General features: G+C 37.5%; 23 protein-coding genes. 7 read left to right on the forward strand and 16 right to left on the reverse strand.

Features of this window, described 5'->3' with window-relative positions; translation table 11 throughout:
- Positions 1-56 precede the first annotated feature (56 nt).
- The 3 genes from M9949_01310 to M9949_01320 form a co-directional block, all read right to left on the reverse strand.
- The gene (locus M9949_01310) at positions 57-1,457 is read right to left on the reverse strand and encodes a glycosyltransferase family 2 protein (protein ID MCO5250039.1); all 1,401 of its coding nucleotides are present in this window, start codon (positions 1,455-1,457) and stop codon (positions 57-59) included.
- A gap of 104 nt (positions 1,458-1,561) precedes the next feature.
- Positions 1,562-2,050, reverse strand: coding sequence for an LPS assembly lipoprotein LptE (gene lptE, locus M9949_01315; protein MCO5250040.1), 489 nt, complete (start codon positions 2,048-2,050; stop codon positions 1,562-1,564).
- A 48-nt stretch (positions 2,051-2,098) separates the two neighbouring features.
- The gene (locus M9949_01320; protein MCO5250041.1) at positions 2,099-2,728 is read right to left on the reverse strand and encodes an MBL fold metallo-hydrolase; all 630 of its coding nucleotides are present in this window, start codon (positions 2,726-2,728) and stop codon (positions 2,099-2,101) included.
- Positions 2,729-2,883: 155 nt separating this feature from the next.
- Here M9949_01320 and M9949_01325 point away from each other — a divergent pair, with 155 nt between their 5' ends.
- Positions 2,884-4,056, forward strand: coding sequence for a thiolase family protein (locus M9949_01325; protein MCO5250042.1), 1,173 nt, complete (start codon positions 2,884-2,886; stop codon positions 4,054-4,056).
- A 221-nt stretch (positions 4,057-4,277) separates the two neighbouring features.
- Here the strand turns inward: M9949_01325 and M9949_01330 are convergent, their stop codons facing one another.
- From M9949_01330 to priA, 5 genes are all read right to left on the reverse strand, one after another.
- Entirely contained in the window at positions 4,278-6,302 is a 2,025-nt protein-coding gene (locus M9949_01330) for a TonB-dependent receptor (protein ID MCO5250043.1), read from the reverse strand.
- 41 nt (positions 6,303-6,343) lie between these two features.
- A complete protein-coding gene (locus M9949_01335) occupies positions 6,344-6,616 on the reverse strand; it encodes a carboxypeptidase-like regulatory domain-containing protein (GenBank protein ID MCO5250044.1) in 273 nt (90 codons plus the stop codon).
- A gap of 58 nt (positions 6,617-6,674) precedes the next feature.
- The gene (locus tag M9949_01340; protein ID MCO5250045.1) at positions 6,675-7,040 is read right to left on the reverse strand and encodes a hypothetical protein; all 366 of its coding nucleotides are present in this window, start codon (positions 7,038-7,040) and stop codon (positions 6,675-6,677) included.
- Between the two features lie 131 nt (positions 7,041-7,171).
- Positions 7,172-8,425 (reverse strand): alginate export family protein, encoded by a 1,254-nt coding sequence (locus M9949_01345; GenBank protein MCO5250046.1) that lies wholly within the window; start codon positions 8,423-8,425, stop codon positions 7,172-7,174.
- 47 nt (positions 8,426-8,472) lie between these two features.
- Positions 8,473-10,983: a primosomal protein N' gene (priA, locus tag M9949_01350; GenBank protein ID MCO5250047.1), complete on the reverse strand. Its 2,511-nt coding sequence runs from the start codon at positions 10,981-10,983 to the stop codon at positions 8,473-8,475.
- 115 nt (positions 10,984-11,098) lie between these two features.
- On the opposite strand from priA, the gene M9949_01355 reads away from it, so the two are divergent.
- The 3 genes from M9949_01355 to M9949_01365 all read left to right on the forward strand — a co-directional run bounded on the left by M9949_01355 (position 11,099) and on the right by M9949_01365 (position 14,817).
- On the forward strand, positions 11,099-12,298 hold the full coding sequence (locus M9949_01355; protein ID MCO5250048.1) for a trypsin-like peptidase domain-containing protein: 1,200 nt from the start codon (positions 11,099-11,101) through the stop codon (positions 12,296-12,298).
- Between the two features lie 5 nt (positions 12,299-12,303).
- Positions 12,304-13,053, forward strand: a complete 750-nt coding sequence (gene lptB / locus M9949_01360) for an LPS export ABC transporter ATP-binding protein (GenBank protein ID MCO5250049.1) — start codon at positions 12,304-12,306, stop codon at positions 13,051-13,053.
- Positions 13,054-13,146: 93 nt separating this feature from the next.
- The gene (locus tag M9949_01365) at positions 13,147-14,817 is read left to right on the forward strand and encodes a PAS domain-containing sensor histidine kinase (GenBank protein ID MCO5250050.1); all 1,671 of its coding nucleotides are present in this window, start codon (positions 13,147-13,149) and stop codon (positions 14,815-14,817) included.
- Positions 14,818-14,819: 2 nt separating this feature from the next.
- Here the strand turns inward: M9949_01365 and M9949_01370 are convergent, their stop codons facing one another.
- Positions 14,820-15,182, reverse strand: coding sequence for a hypothetical protein (locus tag M9949_01370; GenBank protein MCO5250051.1), 363 nt, complete (start codon positions 15,180-15,182; stop codon positions 14,820-14,822).
- Between the two features lie 115 nt (positions 15,183-15,297).
- Here M9949_01370 and M9949_01375 point away from each other — a divergent pair, with 115 nt between their 5' ends.
- The gene (locus M9949_01375; protein ID MCO5250052.1) at positions 15,298-16,248 is read left to right on the forward strand and encodes an ABC transporter substrate-binding protein; all 951 of its coding nucleotides are present in this window, start codon (positions 15,298-15,300) and stop codon (positions 16,246-16,248) included.
- A 116-nt stretch (positions 16,249-16,364) separates the two neighbouring features.
- Positions 16,365-16,724 (forward strand): nuclear transport factor 2 family protein, encoded by a 360-nt coding sequence (locus tag M9949_01380; protein ID MCO5250053.1) that lies wholly within the window; start codon positions 16,365-16,367, stop codon positions 16,722-16,724.
- Between the two features lie 168 nt (positions 16,725-16,892).
- Here M9949_01380 and M9949_01385 read toward each other — a convergent pair whose 3' ends face one another.
- The 6 genes from M9949_01385 to M9949_01410 form a co-directional block, all read right to left on the reverse strand.
- The gene (locus M9949_01385; GenBank protein MCO5250054.1) at positions 16,893-17,969 is read right to left on the reverse strand and encodes a hypothetical protein; all 1,077 of its coding nucleotides are present in this window, start codon (positions 17,967-17,969) and stop codon (positions 16,893-16,895) included.
- Between the two features lie 23 nt (positions 17,970-17,992).
- Entirely contained in the window at positions 17,993-19,165 is a 1,173-nt protein-coding gene (locus tag M9949_01390; protein ID MCO5250055.1) for a hypothetical protein, read from the reverse strand.
- The gene (locus M9949_01395; protein ID MCO5250056.1) at positions 19,162-20,250 is read right to left on the reverse strand and encodes a hypothetical protein; all 1,089 of its coding nucleotides are present in this window, start codon (positions 20,248-20,250) and stop codon (positions 19,162-19,164) included. Before M9949_01395 ends, M9949_01390 begins: the two co-directional genes overlap by 4 nt.
- 34 nt (positions 20,251-20,284) lie before the next feature.
- On the reverse strand, positions 20,285-21,361 hold the full coding sequence (locus tag M9949_01400) for a hypothetical protein (GenBank protein ID MCO5250057.1): 1,077 nt from the start codon (positions 21,359-21,361) through the stop codon (positions 20,285-20,287).
- Between the two features lie 187 nt (positions 21,362-21,548).
- The gene (locus M9949_01405; protein MCO5250058.1) at positions 21,549-23,246 is read right to left on the reverse strand and encodes a hypothetical protein; all 1,698 of its coding nucleotides are present in this window, start codon (positions 23,244-23,246) and stop codon (positions 21,549-21,551) included.
- Positions 23,247-23,259: 13 nt separating this feature from the next.
- Positions 23,260-23,667 (reverse strand): hypothetical protein, encoded by a 408-nt coding sequence (locus tag M9949_01410; protein ID MCO5250059.1) that lies wholly within the window; start codon positions 23,665-23,667, stop codon positions 23,260-23,262.
- 539 nt (positions 23,668-24,206) lie between these two features.
- On the opposite strand from M9949_01410, the gene M9949_01415 reads away from it, so the two are divergent.
- A complete protein-coding gene (locus M9949_01415) occupies positions 24,207-25,448 on the forward strand; it encodes a T9SS type A sorting domain-containing protein (protein MCO5250060.1) in 1,242 nt (413 codons plus the stop codon).
- A 208-nt stretch (positions 25,449-25,656) separates the two neighbouring features.
- Here the strand turns inward: M9949_01415 and M9949_01420 are convergent, their stop codons facing one another.
- Positions 25,657-26,163: a DUF6141 family protein gene (locus M9949_01420; GenBank protein MCO5250061.1), complete on the reverse strand. Its 507-nt coding sequence runs from the start codon at positions 26,161-26,163 to the stop codon at positions 25,657-25,659.
- Positions 26,164-26,166 lie beyond the last annotated feature (3 nt).

Consider the following 26,166-nt stretch of genomic DNA (forward strand, 5'->3'; position numbering starts at 1 on the left):
ATAAAAAAAGAGACAGAAAATAATATCTGTCTCCATATAAATATTAAATTTTCTTACTACTTGGCAAGTGCATGTCGCAAAGACAAGTATCCAACTGTGCCAAATCCAAATAAGAAGAGAAGTTGGAACGGAATAGCTGCAATTTCGAGATATGCTGCCGAAATAATTATACCTGCAACATAATAGAGCGCCAAAAGCAATTCGACGATTACAGTGCCACTAATTTTGCGTTGGAAGTACGATTTGGCAGTGCCTGATTTCTGCATCCCGACGATGCCTTCCTTTGGTGTACGTGCGAATGCAGATTTTTTGCCGATGAGAGCCTCGATTACTGCTTTGGAGTTATTTACCGCAAATCCCATACTTCCGGCAAGAAAGACCGGAAACAGCAATAAACGATTCCTCCAATCCAAATGCAAAGCTTTTTGGGCATAAGTATAAAACAAAAATGTTGACACCGATGCAAGAACAAAAATTGACATCATAGAATAATATTCGTCAAATCCGCCAATTGTGTTTTTGATTACAACCAGTGGAATATTGAGCAATGCTACGACAATAATGAATGGAAATACAATATTTGATGTTAGATGAACAAAGCACTCAAACTTCACTTTCAGCGAAAGATTAGATTTGAAAACTTTGGGTAACATCTTGATTGCAGTTTCGACCGCACCCTTCGTCCAACGAAATTGCTGTGTCTTGAGAGCATTGATGTCTGCAGGTAATTCAGCAGGCGAAGTAACATCATTTAGGAAACGGAATTTCCAACCCTTAATCTGAGCACGGTAGCTCAAGTCAAGGTCTTCTGTGAGTGTATCAGCTTGCCAATTACCGGCATCGAAAATATAATCGCGTCGCCAAACGCCGGCTGTACCGTTGAAATTGATGAAGAATCCGGCTTTATTCCGCACTTGTTGTTCAATCACGAAGTGACCGTCCAAAGCGAGTGCTTGAGCCTTCGTCAAGAAGGAATACTCCGCGTTAAGATGTTCCCATCTTGTTTGGACCATGCCAATTTCGGGATTATTGAAATGTGGAATTGTTTTGAGCAGAAAGTCACTATTAGGGACAAAGTCTGCATCAAAAATTGCTACAAATTCCCCTTTCGCAAATTCGAGCCCGTATTTAAGTGCACCTGCCTTGAATCCATTGCGACTTTTTCTGTTGACATATACAATATCGTATCCTTTAGCGGCATACTGATTGACCAAATCTTGTGCGATTTCGGTTGTATTGTCTGTCGAATCATCGAGAACTTGGATTTCAAGTCTGTCTTTTGGGTATTCTATCTCACAAATCGATTTAATAAGCCTTGCTACAACGTATTTCTCGTTGAAAATAGGCAATTGGATTGTGACAAGAGGGAATGTTTCAGGCATTTTCTCGTTCGGATGATTTGCAGCGTGTGTTTTGCGGTAGTAATAGAGCAAAATCACGCCATGAATACCGAACATAAATAAAATGCTTAGAGAAACGAAGTAAATAATGAGTATAATATTTTCCATATACAATGACTATTGCCAATAATTATTTTTACAACACAAAAATATGAAAAAAATCACCAACCCGATACAACTGCCAACAATATATCATCTGCAACTTGAGTTAGCGCGGTGGTAATAGCTTGTGTACGCCCTGTTATAGCGTCAGATACAGGATATATGTCATAAGTCATAAAATTTTTCTTGAAAATCACGCTTTTCTTGACATTATCATAATATTCGACATCGCAATGAACTTCCACTTTACGTTCTGTTTCTAATTCACCCGGGCTAACAGTAACAGGATTTTCGCGAATTGCTGTGATTATAACAGTCAAGCGAGCATCACCACCAAAATCCACTTGAGAAAATGAATTGTCAGTACGAAAAACATTAATCAAATTATCAGTCAACAAATTTCGATATTCAGGATTTCCAAAGCCACTATTGTCGTTTACAGCCGCTATATAAAGAGTCTTGAGATGCGACGGAATCGAGCCACCTGTAAACGAATAGCAGGCTTGTAAAAAGCATACAACAGTTAAAAGTATCGCTATTTGTATCAAATGAATCTTCATAGAATCAACGCTTGATTAATGATTTCTGTCATAAGACTAATTCAAAAAGGGATTGCGACGGCGCTCCCATCCAATCGTAGTAGCCGGACCATGTCCGCTGTAAATTTTGAAATTGTCAGGCAAGCTCATCAATACAGTTTTGATTGAATTCAAAAGAGTGTCCATCGAACCACCCGGCAAGTCAACTCTGCCGATACCTTCGTTGAAGATGGTATCTCCGGCGAAAATGATTTTGTGGTTGTGTTCAATCAAACATATGCCTCCTTCTGTATGACCCGGAGTATGCACAACTTTGAACGATAAGTTGCCAATTTTGATTTCGTCATCGTGAGTGATAAGTTTGTAGTCCTCGACCGATTCAATATTGAAAGGCAGAGGAATTATAGTATGATTCATTGGCTCAGTCAATCTATATTCGTCTTGTTGGTGAACGTAAACTTTTGCTCGTGTTAGTCGCTGTAGCTTTGCTAAATCTGCAACGTGGTCCCAATGAGTATGAGTTAAAATTATAGCTTCTACTTTGATTTTATTTTCCGTGATTAGAGAGTCAAAATATGTAGTGCTTTCAAGGGGCGCATCAATGATTGCTCCTTTTTTGGATTTTTTATCTATAACCAAGTAACCTATCGTGGCTACCGGTCCCGCTTCAATCGGTATAACCTGCATGTTTTCCAGAAATATTCCAATACAAAAGACAAATATACGGCAAAATATTTGATTTACCTATAAAAACGACTAAATTTAAAGAACTTACAAATCGTAGAAAATATCAAAATAGATACATCGTTTTAAGACCTTATTGATAATTCTTCAGGAAAAACATGAACTCAGTAATCTTATCAGCAACAAGAACTCCAATTGGAGCCTTCATGGGCTCACTTTCACAACTTACTTCACCACAATTGGGAGCTATCGTTATCAAGGAAGCAGTCAACAGAGCAGGAATTAGTCCTCAAGACGTTGACGAAGTAATAATGGGTAATGTACTTGCTGCAGGAGTGGGACAAGCTCCGGCTCGACAAGCATCCATTTATGCAGGTCTGCCCGAATCAGTCGAATGTATGACAATCAACAAAGTCTGCGGAAGCGGATTGAAAGCTGTGATGCTTGCTGACCAAGCTATCAAATGCGGCGACGCTAAGGTTGTAGTTGCCGGAGGGCAAGAGTCAATGTCGAACGCACCATATTTACTTCAAAATGCCCGTACAGGCTATCGCATGGGAAACGGAGAATTAATAGATTCGATGGTCCATGATGGCTTGTGGGATGTTTACAACAAATTCCACATGGGAATAGCCGGAGAATTATGCTCGACTGAATGTGATATCACTCGCGAATCGCAAGATGAATTCGCTATCCAAAGTTACAAACGTGCTTTAGATGCCCAAAAAACAGGCAGATTTGCAAATGAAATCGTAAACGTTGTAATTCCAAATAAAAAGGGCGATATTACTGTTTCGGAGGACGAAGAACCGTCAAAAGTCAGGTTTGAAAAAGTGCCGGAACTCAAAGCAGTTTTCAAAAAAGATGGTGCAATTACAGCCGCGAATGCTTCTTCGATTGATGACGGGGCTGCTGCGTTGGTAGTTACTTCGGATGTTTGGGCAGAATCTAAGGGGCTGAAGCCATTGGCAAAAGTCATTGCTCATTGCTCACATGCTCAAAAGCCGGAATGGTTCACAACCGCTCCAACTGCCGTAATCAAGAAAATATTAGACAAAACGGGTTTGACTGTGGATGATATTGACTTGTTCGAAATTAACGAGGCATTTTCATGCGTACCGATGCACTCTATTCGCGAACTTGGCATTCCACACGAAAAAGTAAACGTCAATGGCGGAGCAGTTGCATTAGGACACCCAATTGGTGCATCCGGTGCAAGAATTCTCACTACTTTGATTTATGCTTTGAAGGAAAAAGGTTTGAAACGTGGCTTGGCTTCATTGTGTATTGGTGGTGGAGAGGCAAACGCTTTGATAATAGAAATAGTCTGATTGTAAATTTGATAAAATAAAACAGCGGGAGTTGTTTTTAACGCCATACCGAATTTTTTTCGATTCAGGGAGTGCTAATGAAGAGATAAAGAAATTCAACATGGCAAACGTTAAAAGCTCCCGCTTAATTTTATATATTTTATTTCAATTTACATTTTTGTTTCTTATACTATAGACACATGAAAAGCTAAAAAGTTACAAATTATTTTTATTTATTTTAATCAAATTCCTGCCTTTAGATTTAGAGCGAAATATCGGGGTCTGGTAGGTCCATAGATATACCCTGCGTCACTATTCATGCCTCTGTCAAAGTCATTTTGGAATGAATTCAGAAGATTGCCAACCGTTAAACCAAGTTCCAAATTAGGCTGAGAAAGGATTTGATATGATACCTTTAAATTTACGTCCACAAAAGTCGAAGTTTCTACCAATTTGTCATCTACATTTTCAAAACCATCAAGCCCTATTCCACCTGCATAATGCGGTACGAGCATTGGTCCTGTTACAACTCCCGAAGCTGAAAAATTCAAATTTGATGTGATTTCAGTTGAAATTGTAAAGAATCCGTACAAATTAGGAGTCCGAAGCATTCGGTCTGTGCTTGATTCACCTCTTTCAACTCCTTCCGACCATTCGATAGCTTCAGAATATTTTGAAGTTTGGTATGTAAATCCGGTAGAAAAATTCAAAAAGTCCCAAGGTTCCAACATAAATTCCGCAGTCATGCCTCTTACAGTGGCATTTTCCGCATTGACTCGTACCAAAAGCATGTCACCATTTTCGTTTGTACCTGTATTTTCCAATACAAAAGCATTGTTTAAATTTGTCGAGAAGAATTCCAATGAGTAAGATGAGCGAACGCTGCCGGAACTTATATTGTGGTCTAAAGATGCACCATAGGAAATCGAGCGTTCCGACTTAAGGTCAGGGCTGTTTGATATTACCATTCCGCCGCCATTCACTTGTGTAAGGTGCAAATCTTCATCGAAAACTTGTGGTGCTCTGAATCCTGTTGAAAAATTCGTACGAAGCGACATATTCGATGATAACTTCATCAGCACATTAAATCTCGGGCTAAGAATGATATCCTCGATAAAATTGCTTTTGTCAAATCGTACACCGCTCAAAATACTGAACATATCAGAAAGCATCCAATCATTTTGCAAATACAATCCAAAATCATCCGATTTTTGGATGATTGCCCTATTATACGCAGGCGATACATCCTTCAAATCATCATGCTTATATTCAAATCCGGTCGTAAAAACATGTTCTCCGGCAAATTGGCTGATAGCTTTGGTGTATTGCAAGCCAAAAATCATACTGTAATTATCGGTAATTCCATAAGCATTTTCGTCGCCTCCACTGCCGTAATAACTGTCTCTATGAGTATTTTGGTATGAAAAATACGATGAGATTTTATCCGAACTATTAATATATCTTTCAGCGGTCAAACCGGCAGCGTTAATATTATGCGAGACCATTTCGGTAACATCGGTCTGATGCGGCTTTAGATGAAATTTATTACCACCGCGGCGACTGTCATTGATATTATGATATTCCAAACCAATACGGGTAAACATGTCAGGTTTGTAGTTGATTTTGCCGCCGAAAACAGTCAAATCAATCGAGGGTATTTCGCTAAATCCGTCATTATTGGCATCCCAAGCATCTCTTGAACGATTCATGGCATGAACATTAACGCCCACTTTTTCATTATTATTGAGCAATTGACCCGATATTTTGAAAGTTCTGTCGGAACCTCCGAATGCTTCATCACTACGATTGCCGGGCAAAACTGCTTGGCTCATTTCAACATTTACGCCATCGGTATCCGGGTCTTTTGTAATTATATTGACCACACCCGCAATGGCATTTCCTCCGTATAATGTAGAAGCTCCACCGCGAATAATTTCAACACGCGAAATCATATTTTGGGGAATTTGCTCTAAACCATAGACGCCATTCAGAGCGGAAAAAATTGGCTTACTGTCAATTAGGATTTGCGAATATCTGCCGTCAAGCCCGTTGATTCGCACTTGGTTGAAACCACAATTTTGGCAATTGTTTTCGATTCGTAGTCCCGGGCGGAATGCTAAACCTTCGTTTAGAGTAATTGCGGAAACAGAGGAAAAAATTCTGTCGTCAAGTACGGAAACTTTGACGGGCACATCTTCATAGATTTTTTCGGAACGAGTTGCCGTTACGATAATGTCGGATGTATTGATTGATGATTCTTCGAGCACGATACTGCCGATTTCAAAAGTTTTTTCGGAAGTTTGGATGTTTACTTCAAATTCTGACTTCTATAACCAATTGCGGAAATCAAGAATTTGACATTTCCTGATTGAACTCTTTTAACATTAAAATTGCCATCTACATTAGCGACAGACCCAAGTACAGTATTTGGGATACGGATTGTTGCTCCGGGAATTCCTTTGCCGTTTTTCTCGGTAACTTGCCCGAGCACAGAGACTTCCGTAGAACTAATTAAATTGTTTGTGCTGCCTAACATTATAAGCAAGCATAAAAATACGATATATTTTTGATACTTTTTCATAGTATTAACTTTATAATAATATTTAAAAATGATTAGAACAAATGAGAAAGGGGTTTTTTTAGAGTGCAGGAGGAGCGCGTAATTGAGGAGACAGCATATCAACTGATGTGACATGTGGTATAAAATCTATGATTTGTAGCTCTATTATGGATTCATTCAGATTATGGAGTATGACTACTGCTAGTACGATGCAGAATCGTATATGAGTATTGCTCTCGAGATTGACGAATTGTAATTGCGTATGTGTGTGTTTGCTTTGGCTCGAATCGCTGTCTTCATCATGCTCATAGGGATGATAATGATAAATCAATACACCTTCTTCAGTACGATGATAATGTCCGTTTAACGTGAAATTATAGGTCGTAAAGACAATTGCAATCAGCAAAATCAATGCTGCAGTTCTATATAAAGTGCTGTTAATCACTTAATCAATTCCAAATAATACTTTTTATGTATTTGTTATAACTACAAGTGCAAAATAATCACAAAAAAAATAGGATGCAAATATTATTTAATATTGCATCCCAATTTAATTGTTTAGTCGTGGCTAATATTTTACAGTCTCGCTGTGAACCTCAAATAGGTAACTAAGGCAGGGTCGCTGTGTCCGGGTCCAAGTGCAGATTCGAACATGTCAATCATCAAATCATCCGGCAAGAATACTCCGTTGCCGAATTCCACAAAAATTTTCTTGTCCAAATTATATCTAATTGTCAAATCTATTTCAGTGCCATAATTCAATGCTTCCTTGTTTGAGATGAATTGGTGTCCGTAAAGAGTCATATTCCAATCTTGGGCAAATTTCCATGCAAAACCCGCGTAGTAATCATCAACTCCGAGCGGATAATTTGAGCTCGCTGTCGTGAAATAATCCATCAGCCCAAAGAAACGATGCTTCGCTGCAGGATAATTATTGAATGTATTGACTTCAGCTGAATTGGGCGCTGTTCCCGAATGTTTATCATTGGCTATAGTAAAAGTGAAATCGGAGATTTTGTAATCGAGTTTAACGCTTGTGAGGTATGCGGCGATGTTGCGACCTTGGTTTTTGCCACCTTGGTAAGCGAGTTCGACCGTGACGCCGAGCGGTTTGGCAGATTTGAGGAATGAAAGCGTACCGGTAAAGCGTTCCAACATTTTCACACCCTGCGCATTTTTTACATTATTAAGTTCCATATAACCCAGAGCCTGAATTTTCATGTCCTCGGATAGTTTCTTTTCGCCAAATAATCCCGCCATATCATAATCATTATATTCAGTGAGTTTGAAGATGCTCGCAGAGGGAAAGGCATTTCCGTTTTGTGATTTTGTTTCCGATGTATGCTTAGCATAAAATGCTTCGAGCATCAGGTCATTATTATCATACTTCAACTTGAAACCGTCAAATGCTCGCTCGACATAATTCCATGGGCTTACACTAATAAATCTGCCTGTGCCGTAATCCGACTGATACCTGCCGACTTTGAAAGATAGCGGTTGATTTAGGATATTCTTAAATTCGAGATAGCCTTGAATCATGAAAATATGGGAATTGTTTGTGGTAATTGCCCCTTCTTGCCCGAAAACACGAGAATTTTGGAATTGGACATTAAAATCGAGATAATCGCCAACACTTTTTTCAACTCCGAGCCGCAGTTTCATAGATGTGTAAATTGGCATATAAGTTTTGTTGGAAAAATCACGACCGTCAAGGTACGGAATGGTTTGCACGTAGCCGTTCAGTTTCCACCCGTCAGTCAATTCGTTTGAATTTGCACGAGGCAATATCGTAAGCAATACAATCGCCAGAGATAATATAATTCTTGTCATCAAAACCCCCTTTTAAGTAATTTAATACATGTTAATATGTTAATGTATTACAATGACGAGTAAGAATCAATATCTATTTTTATCATCACAACATTTTTTGAAAACGGGAGTTCGAATCTTTTCAATACATCGCGAATAGCTGCTCTGGTTATATTTCCGGACGGGTCTTTGGTTTTGTTGCCTTTGATGTAAATTACACGTCTGTAGTTGTTGCTAATTCTGGCAATTGTCGGTATCACAGGACCCATAATTTCATGAATGGCAGCACTTTTGGGGAATAAAGAAGCAAATCTTTTTGCATAGCTTATTACTTTAGTTTCGTCGCCGCCATAAAATTCTACGGAGATGAATCGAACAAATGGAGGATAGAACACTTCGCGTCGTAATTCGATTTCGTGAGCATAAAATGCATCATAATCCGCTGTAGAGGCAAGTTTGACGGCATAATGATTTGGGTTGAAACTTTGCAAAATCACTTCACCGCGGAAATCTCTTTGCCTGCCGGCTCTGCCCGAAATTTGGGTCAATAACTGAAAAGTACGCTCGGCTGCTCGAAAATCAGGGAATAATAATTGCAAATCAGCATTGATAACGCCGATGAGTGTCACCCTGTCTATATCAATACCCTTAGCTAACATCTGAGTCCCAACGAGAATGTCAGAATCTCCTTTGGCGAATGAAGTCAAAATCCTACGTAGTGAACCCGGCTGCTTTACCGAATCTGAATCCATACGTTTGATAACATGTTTGACGCCTCTTTCGCTAAGCAGTGATGCCAATTCTGATTCGATTCTTTGAGTACCGGTTCCGATTAGAGCAAGTGAATCCGTATCGCAGGCTTTGCAATGTGTTATCATTTTTTCGGTATAACCGCAATAATGACATATCAGCGCTTCTTTTGGTTTGTGGTAGGTAAGTTTGACCGAGCAGTGGTTACATTCGGGGATGAACCCGCATTCGTTGCAACAAACTACTGATGCAAAACCGCGTCTGTTTTGTAAAATAATTACACCTTCTTTCCGATTGACTTTTTGCACAATTTTATCCAACAGCAATCGGCTGAATGAGCCAATCATTTGGTTATTTTTTGTCGCAGAAATCGTATCAAGCAGCGTGACATCGGGCATTTCGGCGCCATCGGCTCGGTTTTTTATTTGTGCAATTTTATATTTTTTTGAAGTTGTATTGTACATGCTCTCGATTGATGGAGTAGCCGAGCCCAATACACAAAGACAATCTTCGATTTTCGCCCGCATGACGGCACTATCGCGAGCTTGGTAACGCGGCGAAGGCGAATCTTGCTTGTAGGAGCTGTCGTGCTCTTCGTCAACGATGATTATTCCCAGATTATCAATTGGAGCGAAAAGTGCAGAACGAGCACCTAAAGCAATGCGGAATTCGCCCTTTTTGAGAGCATTCCAGGATTCGAATCTTTCGCTATCCTTCATTCCGCTATGCAAAACGGCTAATTGATTTGTGAATACTTTTCGGAATCGGTCAATTAATTGCGGCGTCAGGGCAATTTCCGGGACGAGCAGAAGAGCAGTTTTACCCATATCAAGCACCTTTCGAACAGCTTGCATATAAACAAGTGTTTTTCCGCTGCCTGTGACGCCATGCAAAAGTATAGGCTCATTCCGATTCTTATCAATGGCATCGCAAATTTGGGCTACACATTCGTTTTGTTCAGCTGAAAGCACAGCGTTAATTTCATCTTTTGTTGCTAATGGCGTCAATACAGTTTCCGGTACATAAGCGGCTTCGATTTCATATTCGTAAACAACACCTTTTTTGATAAGAGTATTAACTACTGACCTCGATACTTTCGATTCATCAAGAGCAATTTTCGATGGAATCCCTTTGATTCCATTCATATGTTGCAAATACAAGAGGCTGAAAATCCTCCCATATGAAGGTTTTTTTGATTCTGAATTGAGCAGAAATATTTTGACTTCAATTTCATCATTCAAATATTTTTCCGAAATCGCAAGCATTTTCACTTTTTTGGCACTTTTAGCTCTGATTTTGCTATCTTCGATTTCAATGATTCCGGCGCTTTCGAGAGCATTAAGTTGCGATGTAGAAATTTTTGTACCTAATTTTTTTTCAATGTAAGCAACCGTTACATAGGAATTATGTTCGCTCAATAAATTTGCGATTTCAGCTTGACGCGGACCTCTAATACTTTGCAATAAAGAAGGATTTGTAGAAGCAAGGTCTGATAATTTGAATTTTGTAGAGCTTTGGACAAAAAATCCGGGAGGCAGAGCCATTTTAAGCGTTTCACCCCACGACGTCATGTAATATTCGGACATCCAGCGAGTAAATTTCAGCATGTTTTCGCTGAAAATTGGCAATCGGTCCGGCACATCCAAAACTTCCTTGATTTCAGATTTATAGTCGGATTCTTCAAATTCAACGATTATTCCTGTCACTTCTCTATTCATAAGTGGTACAATAGCTCGTTTGCCGACAGCATTAGTGTCGGATTCGGGCAATTTATATGTGAATAGTTGGTCTGTCGGAATCGGCAGCGCAACTTTTACAAGTTTACTCATGCTTATTTTAATCGTCTAAAATTTATCGAACAAAAAATCGTAAAATAAATATGATTTATGAAATATAAAATATAAGTTATTCACAAATTTATAAAATTATTTGTAAAGTAAGGGTATGACATACAGAACAATATTCATCGCAACATTAATAATTGCCTTTCTAATATCGTGCGAAGCACAGAGTAATAACGAATCCAACGCAAAGAAAAATGAATTGGCGCTCAATGAAAATAGGGTAGAAAAATTATCAACAACTAATAATGACATTAGCAATTCGCGTCGAAATGCTATTACTGATGCAATTGCTAAATGCAGCCCTGCAATTGTGGGTATAAACGTTACCGAAGTCCGTCAGGTGGTCTATAGGCATCCTTTCTTAGATGACCCGATGTTCAGACGCTTTTTCGGAAATAGTGGCAGCCGAGTCCAAGAATATGAAGTCCAGGGCTTAGGTTCAGGATTCATCATTTCGCCCGACGGCTATATTTTATCAAATCACCACGTAGCCGGAAATGCCTCAAAAATCATCGTTACAATGACTGACGGCACAAAGCACGAAGCCGAAATAATCGGCTCGGACATGGTGACTGATGTTGCATTGCTCAAAATAAAAGGAAATAATTTACCGTATTTGAAATTGGGCACTTCGAGCGATGTCATAATTGGAGAATGGGTAATTGCATTTGGCAATCCATTCGGACTATTCGACCGGAATGCAAAACCCACAGTAACTGTTGGGGTAGTTTCAAATAATAATATTAATATTTTACACCAAGATTCACCATACAACCGTGTTTATAGAGGTATGATTCAAACAGATGCTGCTATTAGTTCAGGAAATTCCGGCGGACCATTAGTAAACTCGCTGGGCGAAGTTATTGCCATGAATACAATAATTTATTCGACCTCGCAAAACAGGCAAGGCGCCGGAAGTATTGGCATAGGATTTTCTATTCCAATAGATAGAGTTAAGAAAATTGTCGAATTATTGAAGAGTAAGAGCCAGATTGACAGAGACTATTACACAGGAATTGAACCTCGCGAATTGGACGAACAGTTAGCAAGATACATTGGCTCGAATTTGCAAGAAGGCGTTGTTGTATTTGGGATGTTGAATAATTCACCGGCGGAAAAATCGGGTATAAAACTTGGGGACGTGATTTCTGAGATTAACGGATATAAAATACTCCGTCTCGAAGATTATTTGATAGCTACAGGCGATGCAGTTACAGGACAGAATCTGAATTTCAAGGTATTAAGGGACGGAAAAGAACAATCTGTTAATTTAAAATTAGAACAAAGACCTCGAAGGTAAAAAAATTGGAAACTCAACATAGCGAATTGTCAGCCGAGAATTTAGTAAAACGCTACAAAAAACGCGTAGTAGTAAACAACGTGTCAATCAACATCAAACAAGGTGAAGTGGTAGGATTGCTGGGACCCAACGGAGCAGGAAAAACTACAACATTTTACATGATTGTGGGTATGATTAAACCAAATAGCGGCATAGTCAAGTTAGATGGGAATGATATAACAGGCAAACCGATGTATAGGCGGTCTCGCTTGGGATTGAGCTATCTGCCGCAAGAGCCCTCAGTATTTAGGAAAATGTCCGTCGAGAATAATATTCGGGCTATTTTGCAGATGCAAAGATTCACCGCAAGCCAACGAAAAGAAAAACTCGAACGATTAATAAATGAATTCGGCATTCAACACATCCGCAAATCGACAGGTTATATGCTATCAGGCGGAGAAAGACGCCGTTGCGAAATAGCACGCACTTTAGCATCAGAACCGAAATTCGTGCTTTTAGACGAACCTTTTGCCGGAATCGACCCGATAGCAGTCGAGGACATCATGAAAATGGTTTCAAAACTCAAGGAGCAAAATATTGGAGTTTTGATTACAGACCATAATGTTCATGAAACTTTATCTATAACAGACCGTGCTTATATATTGATTGACGGTACAATTTATATTTCCGGAACAGCCGCTGAAATAGCCGATAATGAGGAAGTACGCAAAAGATATTTAGGCGAAACTTTCAAGTTGGAACGATATAAAGTATAGAAAAATAAATAAATTAAAAAAAAAATATTTTGATTATTAGAATTTTGTAGTTACTTTGGAAAGTATCGATATAAAAAATGATAAATTATAAGTATGATAAATGTCCAAAACGACATAAAAACATTAATTGGTACCATCGAAAGACTAAAGTCTGAGAATAGATATCTGAAAAAAATTATCGCTGATGAAATTGGGTCGAAATTGACCGAACATAAATCAGACATACAAAATGTGCTCGAGCAAAAACTCGAGAGCGATTTCTTTTTCCGTAGTATATTCGACCATACTCCCGCAGGCATAGTGATTTTTGATGTCGAAAACATGATTATACTTGACGTAAACAATGCCTTTTGTAAGCTTTTGGGCTATACTCAAGAAGAATTCCTCAAATTACATTTGTCTGATTTATCGGAAAAAGAAGTTTATGAAGCTGAAGTCGAATTAGTGCGAGAATTCAGTGAACAAGGTATCAATACTCATAGATTTGAAAAACCTTATTTGCATAAAGACGGACACTTCGTTTGGTGCGATTTGACTATAACTAAAGTGAAATTCACCGAGTACAATATGGAATTTGTCATTGGAATTGCTGTTGATATCAGCCAACATATTGCCTCTGAAAAAGAGCGCGAAATAACACTCGCCAAATTGGCTGAGAGTGAAGATCGATATAAGCTACTTGTCGAAAATATTCCCGATGCTACATGGATTTTGGATAGAAACGGAAAAACCTATTATGTAAGCCCGAATATATATAACATTACAGGTTTTACGCCTGATGAAATTATTGCAAACAGTAAAGCTATTTGGTTTGATAGAATTCATCCTGAGGATAAGGATAGAATTGACGATGAATTTGATGCGCTATTTGATACTAACAAACCGTACATTGTAGAATATCGGTGGTTGCATCCAAACGGAAACTATATTTGGATTAGTGAACGTTCGGTCAAGCACACTTTATTCAATGGTACTCGAGTCGCGATAGGAAGCTATTCCGACATTACGGCACGCAAAGAAATGGAGCACAAGCAGGAAGAAACCCAGCAATTACTCAAAGAATTAAATGCCGACAAAGACACCTTCTTCAATATAATCGCACATGACCTCCGAAGCCCATTGACGGGAATTATGATGATGCTGAAAGATTTGGCAGACAATTTCGACGCAATACCCACAAATCAAATCAAAGAATATACAATCAATCTGAAAGAAGCATCATCGGCACTATTCAATTTGCTCGAAAATTTATTGCAATGGTCAATGTCTCAGACCAAAAAATTAGTGCCAAGACCCCGATACTTCCAAATTAGCGAAGTTGTTGAAAGCTCGTTTAGATTGAACATGGAGAATGCTCAACGCAAACATATTAACTTAAATCATATTTGCGAGTGCGATTTTATCATTTACGCAGATATTGAAATGATAAAAACAATTTTGAGGAATCTGCTGAGTAATGCTATAAAATTCACACCCACAAACGGCAAAGTCACATTAAATTGCGAAAGTCACGAGGACCATGTAATTGTTTCGGTCAACGATACCGGAATTGGAATGGACAAAGCAACATTGGAAAATTTATTCAAAATTGCAAATTCAGGAGCCAGATTGGGTACAGAAGGCGAAAAAGGTACCGGATTGGGATTATTATTGAGTAAAGAATTTGCCTATATGAATGGTGGAGACATAATAGTAGAAAGTACTCCCGATGTTGGAAGTACTTTCATGTTAATTTTGCCTGTAGTCGAAAATAAATATTGCTGACATTATTTGCGACGTGCATCTACAAATGATTTGACCGCAAAAATCAAATAAATAAAACACAGAACTGCCATAATAGATTGCACATAGACAGCCGCAAGACGCTCAATTTCTGCACCACCCATATGACTAAATAATTTGAACACACCGGGGATAGTCCCGATAAATCCGAGCAGAACCAATACGATAGCAATATGAATTGCAATTTTGCGACGACTCTCATTTTTGGCAATTAAACCGAGAATCAGAATCGGCAACCCGATAAATGCCGGAATCAACGCCGTTACGCTTTGGGCTCCGGAACCAACATAACTACCCAAACCCAACAAAACCAATACCGCTCCGAGACCAATGGTCAGTAAATACATAATACTCCTTAATAATATAAATTTTACTTAGAAACTTAACTTAGAATTAGACTACCTTAAGATTGAATTTATTATATTTAAAATTATAAATATGTCAAAATGAATGGATGTTATTATGAAAGTTTACTTTGTTTTTCTTATAATTTTGGGTTCCGTCTTATTATCAACGTGCAACAAAAAAGATGGCAAACTCTACATCGGCATAGTACAAATATCCGAAGACCCCGCATTAGACCAAGCCAGATTGGGAGTGATTAAATCGCTCGCAGATGCAGGATACATAGATGGCGAAAACATAAAAATTGACTACAAAAACGCTCAAAGCGAAATCGGCAATATCGTGCAAATACTGAGTGCATTCGAAATGGCAAATGCCGATATGATAATCACAAATTCGACTCCGTGCATGGTGGCAGCTTCACAAAAAATCAAAAACATACCTGTTGTGGCGACCGTAACATTCAGTCCGGAACAAGCCGGAATGACGTCCTCTCCCTCGAATTTAGCCGGTGTTTACGACCCCTTCAAGATAGTCGAATTCGTAGATTTGGTCTTGAGTTTCATGCCGAATCTGCAAATTGTGGGATTGCCGTACAGCATTTCCGAGCCAAACGCCCAATTTTCTGCAAATCAATTGATTCAGGAATTCACGCGACGAAATATAAAAGTGATTGACTTGCCGGTTTACAATTCTAACGACATCGCTCAAGCAATCCAGACCATAGTTTCAAAAGATGCACAAGTCATAATTGCATCGGCGGATAATATGGTTTATCTCGGCTTGCCCTATATTTCGAAGATTGCGGGCGAAAAGAAAATCCCTGTTTTCGTTACCGACCCAATACAAGTCGAAAAAGGCGCTGCAATCGGATATGGAGTTGATTACGGTTATTGGGGCTTGGAATCGGGCAAAATCGCGGCTGAAATCCTATCAGGCAAAAAGACAACAGATTTTGGGATGAAACCAATCGTAAAATATGCATTTTATATTAATAAAAAGACCGCTCAAGAGCAAGGTCTAAACATTTCTGACAGCCTTCTATCAAAAGCAGACCGAGTATTTTAGACAAGATATTCTGACATAATTAACAATTAGACATAATTCATAATAGCATAAACTATAAATTTCGTTTCTGCGTTTAAGTGTGAGTTTATGTTTCATTTTACAAAATAATTATAATTATGAATTATCAAGATTGGTCTAAAGACTTGTTTAAAGCAATAGATGGCAGAGATGCCAAATCATTCGCATCATTTTTAACTGAAGATGTAATCTTTACTATGGGCAATTTCCCTCCTGTTGAAGGCAAAGTCAATGTCGAGCAAGCTGTAGCCGGCTTTTTCGATTCAATCAAAGGGCTCCAACATTCAGATTTGTCAGTTTTTCAAGACGGCAACACAGTAATCTCCAAAGGGAAAGTGACCTATACAAGGCACAACGACACGCAACTCACAGTAGGATTTTGCAACGTCTTGGGTTTGGTGGACGACAAAGTCAAAGATTACGAAATCTTCTTGGACGTTTCGCAACTTTACGCATAAATTCATGTCCCGTCTTTGTTATAATTGACGGATAGGGATGAATCTAAATTATAGTCGTCTGTTGTAATTATTGACGATACACTAACTTTAGAACAAAGACGGGACGGGAAGAGATTTTTCAGAGGCTGTCCGATTGGGCAGCCTCTTTTTTTGTGTACGAGACAATTTTTAATTACATTTAATGTTTTTCATTTGGTAGCCGTCGCCATAATCAAGTCCATAGTCACACTTACCGTTCAGATAAAACCACCACACTCCGGTTCTGACATTATATGTAAATTGTCCTTCTGTTATAATATCTCCGTTTTCCTTCCATTCAACATAACTTCCGTGAAGTTTGTCTTCGAAAAAATTAGATTCAGAACTTTTTGTTCCGTTTGCCCACCATGCTTCACGTTTACCGTGTAGTCTGCCCTCATTGAAATATTTTAATATGGAAATTTGTCCATTTTCATGATAATAAGTCCTAGGTCCATGTAATTTTGGCTTTCCATTGAAATCATACCAACATGATTCGCTTTTCAATTTGGTTTTTTCTTCATCATACCAAGTAATACGAGGTCCATGTCTGTTACCTTTTTCATTTATATAGTAGATTGACCAACCCTCATAATATTCATATTCCTGCTTCATCTTTAGTTTCGAATAATCAACTTCCCAACCACAGTCACATGTGAACTTATCTTTCTGTCCTTCATCTGTTGTTGTATAAGCATCACCAATTATAGTTTCTACGTCATCAAGTAAAATTGGTTCATCTTTATAAGTGTCACCTAAAATACTTGATATGCTTATGATGATTTTTCCGTTTGGCTCATCAAGTTGATAATCAGCAAGTTTCCATCCTCCTTGGGAATAAATAAAGCCTTTAACTGTTTCAGACGCTGTTTGCCCGGTTGGAATTGAAGACTTATCATAATTGATAATGAGCTTAACAGGATGAAGAAATGTAGTTTCACCGCTGAATTTGATTTTGAAAAAGTTTTTGCCGGGCTTCTGATTAGGAATATTCAGAACCGGCGCTGAACTTTCTTTTTTTACTTTGACTTCCAGGTCGCCTGAAATTGAATTTGCAGGGAATATCATCTTAAATTCGCTTCCTGATTCAATAATCTGTTCTTCTGAACTTGCTTGAATGGTTTTCTTAATCAAATAATCGTCTGATGCCGGATTGAATATTTTATCAATCTCATCGCAGGAATTAAGCAATAAGATTAAGGTTAAAAAAAATATGAAATATCTCATTTTTACCTCATAATTAATATTTATCAATACTTAGGTTGATTACCTAAGTCAAGACTGAATCTGTTTTTTGCCAAATCATTTATGGATTTCAAAGTAAATACATCTTGAAGTATAGTGGCTTTATACCATCTCTCAGTATAACTGATATCACGAATTATCTTATTCAAATCTTGGTCATGATTACTCGGATTGTCGTTTGCTTTGGAGTCAATAGCTAGTTCAATCATTTGCCCAAGTCCTCCAAAATCAAAATATCTGCCCTTTATCACATTAAAATGAATAAGTATATCCTTTTCGCATGACCCACCAGTATATCTTTCAACTCTGGAGTATTCAAAAATTAAATTACTGACATTCCATGTTGATTTATCAACTTGACCGGAAATATTAAATCCAACATCAAAAACCTCATTTACTGCTTGATGGATAATAGTAAATTTATTACCCTGCCACTTTACAAAAACAGAATCAACAGCCCCTATTCCGACTTCCCAGCCTGAATTTGATTTGATATCATCCGCCTCATAAGGATACTCCAGACCATCACTTTGTTTGATTATTGTAATATCGTCTAATAACAACTGGCAATTGAAGTATTTCAATCTTTCGAGCAGTTCGTCGCTCTGTCCTTCATCTGTTGTTGTATAAGCGTCACCAATTATAGTTTCTACGTCATCAAGTAAAATTGGTTCATCTTTATAAGTTTTACCTAAAATACTTGATATGCTTATGATGATTTTTTCGTTTGCTTCATCGAGTTGATAATCTGCAAGTTTCCAGGAGCCGGATGAATAAATGTAGCCGAATACTGACTCCTGAGCTGTTTTACCTGTTGGAATAGCAGATTTATCATAATTGATAATGAGCTTAACGGGATGAAGAAATGCAGTTTCACCGCTGAATTTGATTTTGAAAAAGTTTTTGCCGGGCTTCTGATTAGGGATATTCAGAGCCGGCGCAGAACTTTCCTTTTTGACTTTGACTTCTAGGTTGCCTGAAATTGAATTTGCAGGGAATATCATCTTAAATTCACTCCCTGATTCAATAATCTGTTCTTCTGAACTTGCTTGAATCGTTTTTTCGATAAGATAATCTGATTCAGGATTTGTAATTTTATCATCTTCATCGCAGGATGCTAGTAAGATGACTACAAAGATAACTATTAAGAAAACACGAAAATCAATAATTGTTTTCATTTTGTAAACCTTAAAATTAAGACATCAACATCTGATGCAGTTTGAGTATAAACCGTTTCCTCCCAAATGTGATTATTGTTATAGTATAATGAATTCAAGCATCTGTTGACTTCATTCTTATCCAAGTAATAGATTAGTGTGTCATTTTCTTTGCTTTGATATGTTAATTTCACATCCGAAAGACTGAAATCAATATTTATATCATACCAATCAATTTGTGAGGTATGAAATTGCCTGTAATCCTGAACATTAAATTTAGTCAATACGGAGTGAGAATTATTTTTGACTTGTCCGGAAGCTTTATACTTTAAGTAATCAAACCAAAAAGTATTACCCGGATTCATGTTATCAGGGTCAATATCATCTCTTGAAATATAATCAACATAAAAATTATCACCTGAAAAAGAAAATGGATTTGTGCTCTTGTCAGTTACTTCTGCATTTTTAAAAATCATGAAGTTCCTTGAATATTTGTTACTATAAATCGTTACTTGGCAAGTATGCAGCACTTTTAGCAAATTGTCATCCTGTCCTTCATCTGTTGTTGTATAAGCGTCACCTATAATAATTTCTGCGTCATCAAGTAAAATTGGTTCATCTTTATAAGTTTTACCTAAAATACTTGATATGCTTATGATGATTTTTCCGTTTGGTTCATCGAGTTGATAGTCGGCAAGTTTCCATCCTCCTTGGGTATAAATAAAGCCTTTAACTGTTTCAGTCGCTGTTTGCCCTGTTGGAATAGCAGACTTATCATAATTGATAACTATCTGAACGGGCTTTAGAAATGCAGTTTCACCACTGAATTTGATTTTGAAAAAGTTTTTGCCGGGCTTCTGATTAGGAATATTCATATCCGGCACAGAACTTTCTTTTTCAACTTTGACTTCCAGCTCGCCTGAAATTGAATTTGCAGGGAATATCATCTTAAATTCACTGTCTGATTCAATAATTTGTTCTTCTGAACTTGCTTGAATCGTTTTCTTAATCAAATAATCGTCTGATGATGGATTGAATACTTTATCAATCTCATCGCAGGATGCTAAAATTAGCAAGCATGCAAAAATGAAGAATACTTTTTTCATAGCCGTATCTCTAATAATTTTTCAAACTATATTTTTATTTACAGTCAACTGATTTATGTTCGGTGCCGTCGCCATAATCTTCACCATACCAACATTTACCATCCAAATAAAACCACCAAATTCCGGTTTTTACACCAAATGTATATTGACCTTCTCGCACCATATCACCATTTTCTTTCCATTCCACAGACTTTCCGTGAATCTGGCCTTCGTGATAGTTAACTTCGAATCTCTTTAATCCATTCTCCCACCATCCATCATCTCTACCGTGTAGCTTGCCCTCTTTCCAATACCTTTTCGATGAAATTTTTCCACTTTTATAATAATGAGTATTTATACCGTGCACTTTTGACTCTCCATTAAAATCATACCAACAAGATTCGCTACTTAATTGTGTTTTTGCTTCATCAAACCAAGTAATCTCAGGTCCATGTCTATTACCTTTTTCATTGACATAATAAACAATCCAACCTAAGAAGTATTTGTATTCTTGTTTTAATGTAAGCTTAGAATAATCAACTACCCAGCCACAGTCACAAGTGAACTCATCTTTCTGTCCTTCATCTGTTGTTGTATAAGCGTCACCTATAATAAATTCTCCGTCATCAAGCAAACCAGGTTCATCTTTATAAGTTTTACCTGAAATACTTGAAATGCTTATGATGATTTTTCCATTTGGTTCATCGAGTTGATAGTCGGCAAGTTTCCATCCTCCTTGGGTATAAATAAAGCCTTTAACTGTTTCAGTCGCTGTTTGCCCTGTTGGAATAGCAGACTTATCATAATTGATAATGAGCTTAACAGGATGAAGAAATGCAGTTTCACCGCTGAATTTGATTTTGAAAAAGTTTTTGCCGGGCTTCTGATTAGGGATATTCAGAGCCGGCGCAGAACTCTCTTTTTTAACTTTGACTTCCAAGTCACCTGAAATTGAATTTGAAGGGAATATCATTTTAAATTCACTGTCTGATTCAATAATTTGTTCTTCTGAACTTGCTTGAATCGTTTTCTTAATCAAATAATCGTCTGATGATGGATTGAATACTTTATCAATCTCATCGCAGGATGCAAAAATTAGCAAGCATGCAAAAATGAAGAATACTTTTTTCATAATTCACCTCATTTAAAGAAAAATTGATTAAAATCAAAAAATTTCGTCTGAGTCAAGATTCTGATATACTTTTGAACTAATCGGCTTACGGCTGCCTGTGGTATTATATTTCCTGTTATAAATAACGTTTCCTTGTCTGTATTCGCTTACTGTATATGCAGACCAAGTTTCTTGATTTGAATTTAGATTACCTGCTTGATAATACGGACTGTGTTTCCGAACTTCCGGTAATCAAAAATTCTAAACCTGTATTTTCGAGTTTAAGTTGCATTAATTTTGAGCCATCAAGATTTGTAATTCTAACCATACCATTTGGCAAAACTTTGTAAAATTTGGTCCCTGTAAATACAGTGCCTTTCGCAGGTGCTGCCGGGTCATCCGATGAATCAAGCACCTCACGAATATACCAAATCCCCCAAAGTGGATTCATTTTGATTACAGTTTCTTTTTCGGCATTAACAACAAAGCCCGGTAAATCCAAGAAGGCTTTAATCTTATCACCGTTTTTGATTTGGAAGGGTAACACACCCTTAAATTCGCCATGTTCAATATATAAAATTGAATCATTAAGTTTGTTATTGACCATAAATCTCACCGGTCCACTATAAGAGAACTCGCTTTTGTACTCAGAATCAGGAATGTGTGTAACTTTAACACTAACACTATCCGACAAATCATCAATATTTTCCATTTCTACCTTAAGGTGAGGAATGAAAAGTCGGATTACATTAATTCCGGCGTGAATAATATTCGGAACAAGTTCGGAAGACTGCGATATTGCAGATACTTTATCTACGAAAGGATAGCTTTGCCCCATACCAAAATACCATCTGTCACGAGCTAAAATCACTGTCCTGCCACTTGGAAACACTTTGTAATAACTATAATTATTAACATCATAGTTAATATTTTCAATTCGTGGTTCGGGGTATAAACCATCGGCACCGTTAATAGGCGTTATAGTTTTGGTTTTGCCATTGCTCAATAATTGTATGCCGTTTATTGTCTCGTTTGTGAAAAAATATTTGTTCGTAAATTTAGCAAGCGATTCATTAATCGTTCTGATTGATTGGGCATTATTAAAAATATCTGACAAATCAGGGTCAGGATTATCGTTCATAAATCTTCCAACTAAGTATGGAGCAAATTGTTCCTCGTGTGGGTCGGGACTTCCGAAATTTGTAAGCTTTCCAATTGTTAATCCTACCGGTGCGGCATGGCTGTCATTACGCACATGGGAAGGCAATCCCATATCAGCCGTATTATGCAATACTTCGCCAAGGCAACGGTAGGCATTCGCAAAGTACTTGTTTTTCTCAATTGAATCTTTTACAATCAAAGCAAGTTCCATATATAGCTTACCTCTGTCTAAACTCCAGCTATTTCCTGAGCCTTTAGGTGTATCGCCAAGAGCCCATTCAATTGCATTGATTCCGGGATTTGGATATAGCCCTTCCCAATAAGTTCCACGATTTGTAAGGTAATGTACGCCACTTAATGCAACGGGGTCGTAAAAATGTTTTGTTGCAGATGGAATTTGAGGCTCATCAGCAGAATAGCCTCCATGTTCAATCCATTCCCGTGGCAACATAGTTACATTTGTATTTTCAATTGTAGCGTCAAAATAACCTGAGTTAGTCAATGCCAAGCCTGTCAGTTTATGCTTACCTGAAGGACCTATTGCCAGTTTATCATCAAATGTAAACTGATAATTCTTGAATTTTTCGTCATTTGTACCACCTTTGAAATATTCCTCAAATCTATTGACCATAGCCAAATTAAAAGATTTGTGAGATTTAGTGTGGTCATAGCTAACTACTGCATATTGTAGTACAAAATAGGATATAAATCCTATTAGCAAAAAAATCAAATTTCTTACTTTCATAATAGCAGCTCCTTTAAAATCTCTGCAGTACCCAGTTACCATCACCAAAATTGGAATATACTATCGTGTAAGTTTGTTGGTCAATTGTGATTTCGTATTCTGCGTATAACTCGTTGGCAAAAATTATCTTTCGATTGTTGATAGCATCAGCAAATTTTTGCATTTGTTCGGTAGTAGCATCAAAGTCGGCGTAAATAAACTTGTAGTCATCATAAAGCAAATTAAGTACGGCATCCTTGCTTCCACTTTTGAAAGCGTTGATTACTTCGTCACTTAACTGTTTCAGGGCGGGGGTTTCCACAGCGGTTTCATCAACCGGTATCACAGGATTGCTTTCAGGGCAATGAGTCAATAATGACATCATAAAGGCAAGAATGAAACCTGAGATAAACAACTTAGGAAAAACTTTTAAATTCTTCATAACTAAGTCCAAATTGTTATTTAATACAATGTAAATATAATATATTTATGTATTATACACAATTATTTTCTAATATTTCTAAATAGCTAAGGTATTGTTAGCTTAACCATTTATAATTTCTTTCCTACAAGGCTTGTGGCACATCTGAAATGTAGGTACCGCAACAGCGTTTTGTCCAAAACATAGCCCATGGTTTCAACCGTGGGAAAGTAAAATTGATGTAATTGATAATTCATCCGATGACTCCAAGCGTCACAGGTGTTGCACATTTGTTAGAGATAATTCACTTGTTAAATCCAAGTCATCGGATGAATAAACGCTGTTCAGTCCCAAACATAGCCCATGGTTTCAACCGTGGGAAAAATTCAAAAATACCCCAAAACCCGTTCCCCCTCTATCAAGAGGGGGTTAGGGGGTGTGTTGTCTTTTTAAGTCCTAAAATATGTTGACAGAAATGGATTTTTTTCCCTAATTTTGAGATAAATTGCACTTTCATGTGTCATAGTATATATACGGAACATGTTTTTCAGGGAGAATTTATGAAACGAGCATTTATATATATAGTAGCAGTAATGCTATATTGCAACCCTGTATGGGCAGACGAACCTGACCCAAACCTACTTTGGAAGACGGAGAATTTCTATGACCGATTCCTTGTACACCCCAACGGCAATATTCTTGCAGGAAAAGGGAGTACAGGATTTGAACTGGACGGCAACACAGGTGAAATCATTAGAGAGTTCCCATATCAACTTATCATTTATGACGTAAGCCCTGATGGTAAATATATCTCAGCACTCACTGACCAAAGATGTGTAATTGACTACGAAACTGAAGAAGTCATTACACGATTTACAAATGAAAATACTTTCCCTCAATTTATGCCTGACAGCAAAACGCTTATTTATTTTGTCATAGAGAAAATCGGTGAATTAAAAGGAAATCTTAAATTACAATCATATAATATAGAAACTAAAAGATATTCAACAAGTACACAACAAATATCAAGTACAACCTCAGGGGCGATATCTGTTTCTCCTGACGGTAGATTTGTTGCAACAGGAGGTAGATTTTTTGATATGGATGACAATGAATATACACGATTAATTTTATGGGATGCTTTAACTCTTGAATCAATCAAGATTTTGAGTACAAAAGAAAACTTTAATTCAGTTCGCTCAATCAAATTCTCACCCGATTCAAGATTGGTAGGGTTTCAGGTGTATTTAGACAATTTATATATTTATAACACTGATGATTATTCTCTTTATAAAAATTATAGCAAAAATAGTGGTAAATTCCCTACTTCCGGTTTTGGTTTTATTACAAATGAATATGTTGCTTTAGGTAATGGGTATGCACAACCACCAGTTTTTAATCTTGTTAAACTAAATAATGACCAAATAATTTTCACAAAAAACAATTCATCAGGAATATCTGATTACAACGAAGCTAAAAATACAATGATAGTCAATTATGGCGTGATTTACTGTTATGATTTTGAAAAAATCTTAACGGGTGCAAGTATAGAATCAGAAATACCAAACCCGTTTACTGTTGAGTATATTAACAATACGATAAATATCAAAAATTATACGTTTGGAACAAATCATATCAATTGCAGTATAACCGACATCAATGGCAGAGTGCTTCGCAATATGAATTTGAATCCATCAATAGGTGAATTACGAATTCCCATAAAACTATTGAGTGGTACTTATTTCTTACATATCAAGGACGGAAGCAAAGAATATGTTAGTAAATTTTTGGTGGTGGATTAAACATAGCCCACGGTTTCAACCGTGGGATAAAACCAAAAACATCCACCCCGTCTGCTGCGCTCGCTATCTCACCCTTCGACAGGCTCAGGGAGCGATTGCCTCGTTATAAAAAAATTTACCCACGAATAAATTCGTGGGCTATGTATCGGACAGAACGCTGTTCTATCCCTACAAATTTGAACTCAGGAGAGGGAGTAATACAAGCCTCTCATTCCGTCAACTTCCCTAAATTCATCAAGGTTTGTTTCATTTCATCGGGTTTGTTTGTGCCGATGAGAAGTTTTTTGTTGTCGGTGAAAATCAGTTGTAGCCCTTGGTTGCCGGATACATTTAAGGCTCTATTTTTGAGGAATCCTCGTATACCCCATCCGCCATATTCCTTTATAGGCTTGTATTCTCTCAAATAACAAGCTGAAATTTCATACCAAAAGTATTTTTTGAATTTGAGATAGAAAGGGAAAAATTTTACGTATATCCCGTCTGAACGAATTTGTGTATCTAAGCGGATTGACCTCATAAATACTGAGAGCAAAATCGTTAGAATCGCAGTAATTATGATACCCACATCGCTCATTGGGTTGTTGCCAAAGGGAGTCCCGCCGATAAGTTGGACAAAGATTGCAACTATCCAAATTGAGTTAATCAGCAAGATAATGCCCCAAATCCACCATTGAGTGAATTTCTGTTTTTCCGAAAATAATAACTGGGCTTCCATATT

Origin of the sequence: Candidatus Kapaibacterium sp., assembly GCA_023957315.1 — a bacterium.
GTDB lineage: Bacteria > Bacteroidota > Ignavibacteria > Kapaibacteriales > UBA2268 > PGYU01.

Excerpts from the sequence above, each read along its gene's own strand:
- M9949_01310 (MCO5250039.1), bottom strand. The coding sequence starts at position 1,457 with ATGTTCGGTATTCATGGCGTGATTTTGCTCTATTACTACCGCAAAACA.
- M9949_01320 (MCO5250041.1), bottom strand. The coding sequence starts at position 2,728 with ATGCAGGTTATACCGATTGAAGCGGGACCGGTAGCCACGATAGGTTAC.
- M9949_01325 (MCO5250042.1), top strand. The coding sequence starts at position 2,884 with ATGAACTCAGTAATCTTATCAGCAACAAGAACTCCAATTGGAGCCTTC.
- M9949_01335 (MCO5250044.1), bottom strand. The coding sequence starts at position 6,616 with ATGAAAAAGTATCAAAAATATATCGTATTTTTATGCTTGCTTATAATG.
- M9949_01345 (MCO5250046.1), bottom strand. The coding sequence starts at position 8,425 with ATGACAAGAATTATATTATCTCTGGCGATTGTATTGCTTACGATATTG.
- priA (MCO5250047.1), bottom strand. The coding sequence starts at position 10,983 with ATGAGTAAACTTGTAAAAGTTGCGCTGCCGATTCCGACAGACCAACTA.
- M9949_01355 (MCO5250048.1), top strand. The coding sequence starts at position 11,099 with ATGACATACAGAACAATATTCATCGCAACATTAATAATTGCCTTTCTA.
- M9949_01365 (MCO5250050.1), top strand. The coding sequence starts at position 13,147 with ATGATAAATGTCCAAAACGACATAAAAACATTAATTGGTACCATCGAA.
- M9949_01370 (MCO5250051.1), bottom strand. The coding sequence starts at position 15,182 with ATGTATTTACTGACCATTGGTCTCGGAGCGGTATTGGTTTTGTTGGGT.
- M9949_01375 (MCO5250052.1), top strand. The coding sequence starts at position 15,298 with ATGAAAGTTTACTTTGTTTTTCTTATAATTTTGGGTTCCGTCTTATTA.
- M9949_01380 (MCO5250053.1), top strand. The coding sequence starts at position 16,365 with ATGAATTATCAAGATTGGTCTAAAGACTTGTTTAAAGCAATAGATGGC.
- M9949_01385 (MCO5250054.1), bottom strand. The coding sequence starts at position 17,969 with ATGAGATATTTCATATTTTTTTTAACCTTAATCTTATTGCTTAATTCC.
- M9949_01390 (MCO5250055.1), bottom strand. The coding sequence starts at position 19,165 with ATGAAAACAATTATTGATTTTCGTGTTTTCTTAATAGTTATCTTTGTA.
- M9949_01395 (MCO5250056.1), bottom strand. The coding sequence starts at position 20,250 with ATGAAAAAAGTATTCTTCATTTTTGCATGCTTGCTAATTTTAGCATCC.
- M9949_01400 (MCO5250057.1), bottom strand. The coding sequence starts at position 21,361 with ATGAAAAAAGTATTCTTCATTTTTGCATGCTTGCTAATTTTTGCATCC.
- M9949_01405 (MCO5250058.1), bottom strand. The coding sequence starts at position 23,246 with ATGAAAGTAAGAAATTTGATTTTTTTGCTAATAGGATTTATATCCTAT.
- M9949_01410 (MCO5250059.1), bottom strand. The coding sequence starts at position 23,667 with ATGAAGAATTTAAAAGTTTTTCCTAAGTTGTTTATCTCAGGTTTCATT.
- M9949_01415 (MCO5250060.1), top strand. The coding sequence starts at position 24,207 with ATGAAACGAGCATTTATATATATAGTAGCAGTAATGCTATATTGCAAC.
- M9949_01420 (MCO5250061.1), bottom strand. The coding sequence starts at position 26,163 with ATGGAAGCCCAGTTATTATTTTCGGAAAAACAGAAATTCACTCAATGG.